Annotated in this window: 5 protein-coding genes and 1 pseudogene; 4 read left to right on the top strand and 2 right to left on the bottom strand. The window is 44.5% G+C overall.

What is annotated here, in order from left to right; translation table 11 throughout:
• Positions 1 to 165: 165 nt before the first annotated feature.
• Positions 166 to 1,728, bottom strand: a complete 1,563-nt coding sequence (locus PN499_RS20895) for a pentapeptide repeat-containing protein (protein WP_272034240.1) — start codon at positions 1,726 to 1,728, stop codon at positions 166 to 168.
• 58 nt (positions 1,729 to 1,786) lie between these two features.
• Between PN499_RS20895 and PN499_RS20890 the strand changes: the two are divergent.
• Together PN499_RS20890 and PN499_RS20885 are read left to right on the top strand one after the other, a co-directional pair.
• Positions 1,787 to 2,650, top strand: a pseudogene (locus PN499_RS20890) (prephenate/arogenate dehydrogenase); the annotation flags it as partial.
• Positions 2,651 to 2,793: 143 nt separating this feature from the next.
• Positions 2,794 to 4,629: an APC family permease gene (locus PN499_RS20885; protein WP_272034238.1), complete on the top strand. Its 1,836-nt coding sequence runs from the start codon at positions 2,794 to 2,796 to the stop codon at positions 4,627 to 4,629.
• A 306-nt stretch (positions 4,630 to 4,935) separates the two neighbouring features.
• Here PN499_RS20885 and PN499_RS20880 read toward each other — a convergent pair whose 3' ends face one another.
• Positions 4,936 to 5,487, bottom strand: coding sequence for a peroxiredoxin (locus PN499_RS20880; protein WP_272034236.1), 552 nt, complete (start codon positions 5,485 to 5,487; stop codon positions 4,936 to 4,938).
• Between the two features lie 145 nt (positions 5,488 to 5,632).
• On the opposite strand from PN499_RS20880, the gene PN499_RS20875 reads away from it, so the two are divergent.
• Positions 5,633 to 6,970, top strand: a complete 1,338-nt coding sequence (locus PN499_RS20875) for a peptidylprolyl isomerase (RefSeq protein ID WP_272034234.1) — start codon at positions 5,633 to 5,635, stop codon at positions 6,968 to 6,970.
• 237 nt (positions 6,971 to 7,207) lie between these two features.
• A partial coding sequence (locus PN499_RS20870) for a two-partner secretion domain-containing protein (protein WP_272034233.1) occupies positions 7,208 to 9,494 on the top strand: 2,287 nt, incomplete at its 3' end.

Here is a 9,494-nt window from a genome sequence, read left to right as displayed (position 1 = left end):
TCAATGATTATTAAAAGCTATACTTGGGCAAGTTATAGTCAACAAAAAGTTATGTTTGACCGAGCTTGAATTGCCCATCAAGTGCGATGGCTGCGGCTGGCTACGCGATCGCGATTTTTTCTAACTTATTCAGCAAGCCCCAGTTAACAGTTAACAGTTAACAGTTCACACATCCGCATTATGAAATCCTTTAATAAATTCAACCATATCATCAATAGGAGTTAGAGCCATTTTAGGAACTTCAGCTAACTTACTTCCCGCAGGATTAGCCGGAATATGTTTTTTAATTAATCGCTTCCCAAAAGCAGGATGATGATAAACACTAAGCCTCTGATCGCGGGAATTAATTAATACCATCTGTGTAGGAATTTGGAAGAAATTAATACTATCTCCAATCTTAGGAAAAGAAGTAGATATTTTAATTTGGTCAACTTTGCTGATAGCTTGATTCAACGCTTTGCTTAATTGCTGGACGTGCTTAGATTCTTTAACAGTAAGATTTCCAGCATCGTGAGCTTGAATCATTTTCATCAAGGCAATTAGATTTTTCTGGGTAATAGCAGCATCATTAAAGGGAATAATCGCCACGTAAGCTGTACCAAATAATTGGTCGTCGCTGTCCATTTTAAAGGCGATAACTGTACGCCTAGAACTGACTTCTATACTCGGCGGTTGAGCTAGACCGGGATATTGCTTAGTAATTTGATAGTAAGTTGCAGCGAGGGCAAAATGAGCGGCTTGGTCTAAAGGCGCGTCGATGATAATCCTAACTGTGGGTAAAGTTTCGTGAAAAAATTGCTCTACTCCTCCGGCTGTTAACCAGTAAATTTGGCTGTGATCCCCGTTGGGACTGAGGTCAACCCACTTGCAGGTCATGCCTTCTGTTTTGATACCTAGTCGCGATACGGCGTGCAGTTTTGCTCCTGTTAAAGTGGCTCCTGTCAAGTCTGCTCCTACCCAATCTGCTTTAATTAAATAGGCGTTTGATAGGTCGGCGTGAACGAGGCTGGTGTTAAGTAAGTTGGCATTGCATAAGTCCGCTCTGCTGAGGTCGGCTCCGCTCAATTTGGCTTCGCTGAGGTCGGCCCATCGGAGATTGCAACCACTAAGGATTGCCCAGCGGAGATTTACGCCGCTGAGGTCGGCTCCACTGAGAATGGCTTGGGTGAGGTTGGCTTGTCTGAGTTCTGAACCTCGGAGGTCAGCATGGCTGAGGTCAGCGCGGCTGAGATCGGCTCCTTGGAAGTTGGCTTCTACGAGCAGAGCTTCTGTTAAAGATGCTCCGCTGAGGTGTGCGCCTCGGAGGTTGGCTTGGGTGAGATCGGCTTTTCTGAGGGTGGCTTCTGTAAGAGTTGCGCCACTAAGGTTTGCACCGCTAAGGTTTGCACCGCTGAGTTCGGCTCTAATCAGTTCGGCTCTGATCAGTTTGGCTCTGATCAGTATGGCTCCTTTGAGGTCAACGCGAACTAGGTAGGCTACGTTGAGGTCAGCGTCAGTTAAGTTGGCTTCGCCGAGGTGGGCTCCGCTGAGTCTGGCAATATTCAGTTTGGCTCCTGTGAGGTTGGCTCCGCACAGATTCGCGCCGCTGAGGTTGGCGACACTCAGATTCGCGCCGCTAAGGTTAATGCCGCTGAGGTTGACTCCGCTGAGGTTAGCCTCATTGAGATTGGCTTCAGAAAAGTCTCTTTCCCCGGCGGCGTATCTTTTTAGGAGTTCTTCAACTCTCATTTAAAACCTCCCGGTTGACTCCCGTTATAGCTATTGCTGGAGGGGAGAGCACTGGGAGAAATATTCACTAAAAATATATCCCATGAATATTGGAATTGTAGGACTGGGTTTGATTGGGGGGTCGATGGCATGGGATTTGCGATCGCTTGGGTTTCAAGTTTTAGGGGTATCGATGCGAGAACAAACCTGTCAGAAAGCGATCGCTAAAGGAATTGTAGATGATGCCAGCATGAGTCTGTCTTTAATGGCTACCGCTGATGTGATTTTTATTTGTACGCCAATAGGTGCGATCGCATCCACAGTAGAACAGTTAGTTCCCCACCTTTCCTCTGCTGCCATTGTAACGGATGTGGGTTCAGTAAAAGCGCCTGTGGTGCAGGCTCTCTCAGAACTTTGGCCTAATTTTGTCGGGGGACATCCGATGGCGGGAACGGCGGAAAGTGGCATTGATGCTGCTGTGCGAGATTTGTTTGTAGACAGACCTTATGTAATTACTCCTACCCCGACTACGCCTCAACTGGCTGTGGAGAAGGTAGAAGAGATTGCGCGATCGCTTCGAGCTCGAATTTATCGGTGTCGTCCAGAAGACCACGACCGAGCAGTTGCTTGGATTTCTCACCTGCCTGTAATGGTCAGTGCGAGTCTAATTACTGCTTGTACCAGTGAATTTGACCCTGATATTGTCAGGTTAGCACAACAGTTGGCGAGTTCGGGTTTCCGCGATACAAGTCGGGTGGGAGGTGGTAATCCTGAGTTAGGAGTGATGATGGCTAAGTATAACCAAAAGGAGTTATTGCGATCGCTCAACTCCTACCGCGAACACCTCGATCGATTAATTAACAGCATTGAAGGCCAAGATTGGCAAACTTTACAACAAAATCTTGAGCAAACTCAACAAGCAAGAGGAAATTTTGAATTTTAAGTTAAAGCAGAATTAGGGTTGAGAAATCAGAATTTTAAACTGTCACGCATTCGATTATCATTATGAACGTCAAACTTAAGTAAATCGTTCTTCCTTCTCTCCTAGATAACTAAATCCTTCTTCCTTCTACTAATTAGCTTTCGATGTACACTTATTCTCGGCTCAAGCGAGTTTTACTGGGTGACTCTCTACCAACCAGTGCATCTAGTCACGAACGGTTAAGCAACGCGGTTGGATTGGCAGTGCTAGCTTCTGATGCACTCTCATCTGTTGCTTACGCCACTGAAGAAACCTTGCTAGTGTTAGTAGCAGCCGGAAGTAGTAACTTAGGTTTATCACTCCCTATTTCGGGAGTGATTGTAGTGCTACTCGTCATAGTTGTCTTTTCCTACCGACAAACCATTCGAGCTTATCCCAACGGCGGCGGCGCTTATATCGTAGCACGAGAAAACTTGGGTCTTTACCCCGGTTTAGTGGCAGCGGCTTCCTTAATGATCGACTACATCTTAACTGTAACTGTCAGCACTTCTGCTGGCGTTGCCGCCTTAACATCCGCAATTCCCGGACTACAACCCTACACAGTTTATCTATGTTTAGGGTTTATTGCCTTAATCATGCTTGCTAATCTCAGAGGAGTGCGAGAATCTGGCAACCTTTTTATGGTTCCCACCTATGCGTTTATTGCTGGTGTTTTTCTCCTAATTGGTACTGGTTTGTTTCAACTAGCAACTGGTCATACTCCGCCGCCTTTAGAAAATATTCCAGCTAAAGAGTCCTTGGGATTATTTCTAGTTTTGCGGGCATTTGCTGCTGGCTGTACTGCACTAACCGGGGTAGAAGCTATCTCCGACGGCGTGATGGCTTTCAAGGCTCCCGAATGGAAAAATGCCAGTAAAACATTGCTCTACTTAGCGGTAATTTTGGGGGCGATGTTTCTAGGAATTAGTTATTTAACTCATGTTTATAACGTGATTCCAGAAGAAGGGCAAACAGTAGTCTCTTTGTTAGGAAGAAAGATTTTTGGGGATGGCATACCTTACTTCTTTTTACAAATATCAACCCTGTTGATTTTGCTGTTAGCAGCTAATACCAGTTTTGCTGATTTTCCCCGACTTTGCTATTTTTTATCGCGAGATGGTTTTTTACCCAGACAGTTATCGCTGCTAGGCGATCGCCTAGTCTATTCTAATGGTATTACCCTGCTCAGTCTCAGCGCTGCCTTTTTAATCATTATCTTTCAAGGTAGTGTTAACGCTGTCATTCCCCTGTATGCCGTTGGCGTTTTTACTTCCTTTACTCTCTCCCAATCGGGAATGGTTATACACTGGCTAAAAGAGCGCAGCAAAGGATGGCGTTCTAGTGCTGTAATGAATGGGATGGGAGCGATTGCGACAGCAGTAGTTTTAGCTGTGATTGTCAGCACAAAATTCATGCTAGGTGCTTGGGTTGTAGTGGTAGCAATTCCCCTAGTTGTCAACCTATTTCTAGGTATTCGGCGGCACTATCGATATGTAGCTTCTCGCCTGAGTCTTCAAGGAGTAGAACCCAATTCTTATGCCCGTAAACCAAGAGTAAAGTTAGTAACTCATCCAGCGGTAGTTTTAGTGGGACAGTTGCACAGAGGGACTTTAGAAGCGCTTGATTATGCTCGTCTAATTGCCGATGAAGTTGTAGCAGTTCATGTTGATATTGGTTTAACAAATAAGGAGAAACTGCAAGTGGAATGGCACCATTTTGAGTCTGATATTCCTTTGGAGATTTTAGAATCACCTTATCGCTCTGTTTCTACTGTGCTCACCCACTATCTTACTCTCTTTGAAGAGCAGCGTCCCGGTGTATATTTGACATTGATTATTCCCGCTTTTGTGACCAGAAATTGGTGGGAAGGATTGTTACATAATCAGACTGCTTTCTTTCTCAAAGCAGCTTTGCGGGCTAAACGTAGCCGGGTAGTGACTACAGTTAGGTATTTTCTTTAAGGGCTAATAGCTAATAGCTAATGGCTAATGGTTAATGGCTAATTGCTAATTGCTATTAGACATCTCCAAAAAATAATTAGGACTTACGTAAGGATAATGTATTTTTGTCATTACGAGCCATGCCAAGTAATCGCAACCCTTTGTTTTTAGCTGAGACTGGGTAAGTCCTGAGAATTTTAAACTCTTGCGAGGTCTCAAAAAAATCTAATTTGGGGAGATTTATAAGGGTAGAACTGCATACAATTAGCAATTAGCCATTAACAATTAGCAATTAGCAATTAGCCATTAGCAATTAGCAATTAGCAATTAGCCATTAGATTGCAATTCATCCAAACGAGCTAAAACTTCTTGAGAGTGGATTGCCGGATTGACCTTAACAAAAGTCTCCCGCAAAATACCATCGGGATCGATAATAAAGCTGTGCCGCGCCGATATAAAACTCATCCAAGAACCGTAAGCTTTACTAACTTTACCATCAGTATCAGCTAACAGCGGAAACCTCAAGCCTTCTGAGTCGCAAAATTCAGCATGAGACTTGATATCATCAACACTGATACCCAAAATTTCAGTATTCTTACCCCGATACTTCGGTAAATCTTGCTGAAATCTACGAGCTTCCAAAGTACAGCCAGAGGTAAAATCTTGAGGATAAAAATAGACAACTAGCCATTTCCCCCGATAATCAGAGAGAGATACTTTTCCCTTGCCACTGTTGGTGGGCAGGGTGAACTCAGGTGCGGGTTGATTTACTGCGGGCAGCTTGCCGCCGAGAGCAAGTGCAGGGGGAACAAAATTTAAGCTAAGCAAGACTAGACAAATGGCAAAAAAAATGCTCAGAAAATTGCGTCTGGAGGTCATAAATTACGAAGGAGAAATCTATTTAAAATAAGTTTACAGTTATCTGATTAAATAAGTAAAGGCAATGTTTAAATTAACAAAAGAGGAAACAAAAGCATTGCTTTTAACCCCTAAAATACCTATCAATCAAAGGAGAAATTAACAAATGGCAGAAGTACAGCCATTATCAGGCAATGCGATCGTAGTAATGATGGTCAAGAACCAACCGATTGCCATTGAAGTCAACGGGACAGACGCGCCAATTACAGCAGGTAACTTTGTTGACCTAGTTGAGCGCGGTATTTACGAAGGGGTAATGTTTCACCGAGTGATCCGCGAACCCGATCCTTTTGTGGTTCAAGGCGGCGATCCCCAGAGTCGAAATACCAGCATTCCTGCAAGTCAATTAGGCACCGGTGGTTTTGTTGACCCAGATACTAATGAAGTGCGTACAATTCCCTTAGAAATTAAGCCGCAAGGGGCCGCACAACCTGTTTACAATCAGACAATTACACAACAGCCACAATTATCACACACTCGCGGTGTCATAGCAATGGCACGCGCTACAGCTCTCGATTCTGCTTCTTCGCAGTTTTATTTTGCTTTAGCAGATTTGCCATCTTTGAACGGCGATTATGCAGTATTTGGAACTGTGAGGCAAGGGTTAGATATCGTCGATCAAATTCAGCAGGGCGATCGCATTTCTACGGCTAAAGTAGTTCAAGGAATTATCCCCAGTCGAGTTTCAACTGTGATTAGAGATAATACTTTGTTGAATAATTTCATCAATAAAGTAAATCTCGCAAATTTGCCTTTGAGATTCTCAACATTATCTGAGGGAACTGATACTGTTCAGCTCACAGTGCAAGACTCTCAACAAAATACCAGCGGTATTCAAGCTGGTGCGGGTAATGATAGAGTAACTGGGTCAAGTGTTAGCGATGTTATTAACGGAAATCAAGGTAACGATACTCTCAGCGGTGAAGGTGGCGATGATTATCTCCGAGGAGGAAAAGACGATGATTCGCTCTCTGGGGGTGTTGGTAATGATATTCTCAGTGGTAATCAAGCCAATGATAGTTTAGATGGCGGTGGTGGAGATGATTTTCTCCGAGGAGGTAGAGGCAATGATGTTTTAACAGGTGGCAATGGTAATGATATTCTCATCGGTGATTTAGGTAACGATACTCTCACTGGTGGAGGTGGTGGTGATACCTTTGTCCTGATATTAGGTGAGGGTTTAACTCTGGATACAACAACAGATAGAATTTTGGATTTCAATCCGGGAGAAGGCGATCGCATTGGTGTAACGGGCAATTTATCAAGACTGACATTTACTCAATCTGGTAGTGATACTTTAATTCAATTTTCAGGTTCTACTTTGGGAATTGTGCAAAATGTTGCATCGGGAATTGTCCAGAGTTCAGTTTTTGCTGTTGATGGTACTAATGTCTCTCTTCCAGATAGTTTACCACCAGGAGATGCAGCCCTGAGAATTGGTTAAGTGTTAATTGTATAGCACTTTAAGGTCGGCGTAAGCTGTTACGCATTTAAATTCTCTAATCGATATATTTGACCTAATCCCCAACCCCTTCCCTGCAAGGGAAGGGGAGTAAGAGATCGATACATTATATGCAGATTTTAAATGCGTAAGAGCTTATTACCTGCTACTATCTGTACGCAGGCGATATGCTTATGCTATACTAAACTAATTTAGCACAAATCTCTTAACCTTTTTGATATGTCACGAAGTCGGATTAGTAAATGTTTCTATTCAGAGAATACGAAATATTTCTACACAAAATTATACCATGCTCTTCTACTAGCGATACCTTTATCTTTACTTTCCGGTCAAGTTACAGCACAAATTATCCCCGACAATACTCTTCCTAATAATTCTAGTATTGCTCCTAATGGTAATAGTTTAACCATTAATGGTGGTACGTCAGCAGGTAGCAATCTTTTCCATAGTTTCAGTGAGTTTTCACTCCCCACTGGTTCCGAAGCTGTTTTTAATAATGCTAGTAATATTCAAAATATTTTCAGTCGGGTTACAGGAGGCAAAATTTCTAATATTGACGGCTTAATTCGAGCTAATGGAACGGCTAACTTATTTTTCATCAATCCTAGTGGCATCATTTTTGGCCCAAATGCACGGTTAAACATTGGTGGCTCTTTTATTGGCTCTACAGGAAACAGTATTCAATTCTCTGATGGTAACTCCTTCAGTGCTACTAACCCTCAAGCGCCGCCGCTGCTGACGGTGAACGTGCCGGTAGGGTTGCAGGTGGGGGCAAATCCGGGTGCGATTCGAGTGGAAGGAGTAGGGCATGGGTTTACAGTCGCAGATATCCGTACTACTCCCATTAATCGCAGTCAACAAAGCGATCGGGGTTTGGAGGTGAAATCGGGAAACACCTTAGCTTTAGTCGGCGGTGATGTGAATCTAAGCGGTGGTGTGTTGAAAGCACCAGAAGGACAGATAGCGTTAGGGAGCATCAGTAGTGGTGTGGTGAGTTTGATACCTACTGATATAGGGTGGAAGTTAGGCTATCAAGGGGTAGAAAGTTTTCGAGATATTAATTTATCTGGTCAAGCCGCGATCGATGCCAGTGGCTTGGGCAGAGGTTCTATCCAGATGGTAGGACGAGAAGTGAGACTGACCGATGGTTCTATTGGCTTAATTCAAAATCAAGGCTCAGAGCCAGCCGGAGACCTAATTGTAAATGCAACTGAGTTATTGCAAGTGACGGGAACGAACTCACAGGCAACATTTCCCAGCCTGTTGATTAATGAGAATCTCAAAGATGGAGCGGGTGGCAAGGTTGCTATTGCTACAAGCAGATTGCTGGCATCGGACGGTGGAGGTATAGGCTCCAGAACATTTGGAACTGCCTCTACTGGGGATGTCTCTGTCAGTGCTTCTGATACGGTAAATGTAAATGGTTTTTCTAATAGGAATCCAAATCTTTACAGCTTCCTGAGTGCTGCAACTGCTGGCGCGGGAAATGCAGGTAATCTCGCAATTTTGGCTCAAAAGATAACAGCTTTGGATGGAGGTATTATCACCACTTCTTCTACGGCGACTACTGGTAAGGCGGGAAATATAACCATCAACGCTTCTGAGTCTCTCACCATAAGTGGAATTATTCCAATAAATTTTCTACCCGCTGCTGTAAGCAGTGCAACAGTTCGTGAAGGAAATGCAGGTACAGTTACCATTAACACATCTAGATTGATAGTCACAGATGGCGGGACTATTATCACCTCTACCTTAGCCAAAGGTTCAGGCGGAACCTTGATTATCAATGCGTCTGATTCTATACAAGTCAGTGGCAAAGGAGAGGAAGGCGGATTTCCTTCTCGCATAGAATCGGCTGCTCTGATTGTACCTCAACCCCTTCGTCGAGCTTTAGGACTACCCGATCGCCCCTCTGGAAACTCCGGCAACATTATCATTAACACCCCTCGACTTACTATTTCCGATGGTGCTAGAGTCAGCGTCGCCAACCAAGGTACAGGGTTGGCAGGCAACCTCAACATCAATGCCAGAGAAATTATCCTCAACCAAGGTAGCCTCACTGCTTCCACCGCATCAGGTAGCGGTGGCAACATCAAATTACAAGTTTCTGGCGATACCATTCTCCGTAACGGCAGCCAAATCGCCGCCGAAGCCGCCGGTACCGGCGACGGTGGCAACCTCATCGCCAACACCAACACCCTCACGATCCTCGAAGGTAGCAAAGTCACAGCTAATGCCTTCCAAGGCAACGGCGGCAATATCCGCATCACCACCCAAGGTTTGTTCACTTCCCCTGACAGTGCCATCACTGCTTCCTCCAGTTTTGGAGTCTCCGGCACCATCTCTATTAATAATCCCAACCTTGACCCCAGTTCCGGCTTAGTGCAATTACCCGAAAACGTCGTTGACCCCAGTACCCAAATCGCCCAAGGATGCGCCGCAGATGGAGGTAACACCTTTACGATCGCAGGTCGAGGCGGCTTACCAGAAGAACCTACTGCTACCC

This window comes from Kamptonema animale CS-326 (assembly GCF_028330895.1).
Lineage (GTDB): Bacteria > Cyanobacteriota > Cyanobacteriia > Cyanobacteriales > Microcoleaceae > Kamptonema > Kamptonema formosum.
This window is presented reverse-complemented; position numbering and strand designations above follow the sequence as displayed.